Origin of the sequence: Tepidimonas sp. (genome assembly GCF_046292505.1) — a bacterium.
Lineage (GTDB): Bacteria > Pseudomonadota > Gammaproteobacteria > Burkholderiales > Burkholderiaceae_C > Tepidimonas.
In genome coordinates this window covers 1-952 of the sequence record NZ_JBKBQX010000136.1, presented here as the reverse complement: position 1 = coordinate 952, position 952 = coordinate 1, and the positions used below count along the sequence as shown (strand labels likewise).

1 protein-coding gene is annotated in these 952 nt (G+C 71.8%); it reads right to left on the bottom strand.

The features are described from left to right. The coding region (locus tag ACK4TH_RS12290; protein ID WP_409626861.1) for a cobaltochelatase subunit CobN at positions 1-952 on the bottom strand (952 nt) is incomplete at both ends.

The following is a 952-nucleotide window of genomic DNA, read 5'->3' as shown; positions in this document are numbered from 1 at the left end:
ATGATCACCGCCTGCGTGCGCCGCTTGGCCTGCACGCCTTCGCCTGGATCGTTGACGATGTAGAGGTAGAGGTGCGGCAGCGGCCCCATCAGGCGCTGCGGCCAGCACAACGGGCCCAACGCCACGCTTTTGCCCGGCAGCCACTCCAGGTTGCCGTGCGTGCCGACGTGCACGATGGCATCCGCTTGCCATACCTCGCGCAGCCAGAGGTAAAACGCCACGTAGGCGTGCGGCGGCGCTTGCTCGGCGTCATGGTAGGCGGCGCGACGCTGTCGCGGATCGCGCGGGGGCTGCAGGCCGATGAACACCTGGCCCAGCCGGATGCCGGGGATCATCAGCCGGCCCGCGCGCGCCATGGGGTCGCGCTCGGGCGCCCCCCAGCGCTGGCGCAGCGCTTCGACCAGCGGCGTCGGCCATGACTGAAGCATCCGCTCGTAGTCGGCCAGTGCCAGGCTCTGCCAGGCCGGGCGCGCATCGTTGTCGTCGAAGGCGTGCGTGACGCCGCTGCGCAGCCAGCGCATCAGCTCCTCGCCGTCGCGCGGCAGCGCGGGGCCCTCGCCTAGGTCGTAGCCGTCGTGGTGCAATGCCTGCAGCAGACGCACCACCGAGGCCGGCACATCCAGCCCCAGCGCCATGCCGATGCGGGCATCGTCGCTCGGGTAGTCGGTCAGCACCAAGGCCAGCCGCACCTGGGCGCGCGCCAGGCGACGCAGGCGGCACCAGCGCCAGGCCAGCTCGGCGACCCAGTCGATTGCCTCGGGGTCGGCGGCGTAGCGGATCAGGTCGATTTGCGTGCGGGGGTCGTGGCGTTGCACCGCCTTGAAGCTGATGGCGCGCGTGGCGATGCGCCCGTCGAGCTCCGGCAGCACCACCTGCATGGCCATGTCGCGCGGCGGCAGGCCGTGCGGGTCGTCCTCCCAGCGCTGGCGCGTCATGCCCGCGGTGACCAGCT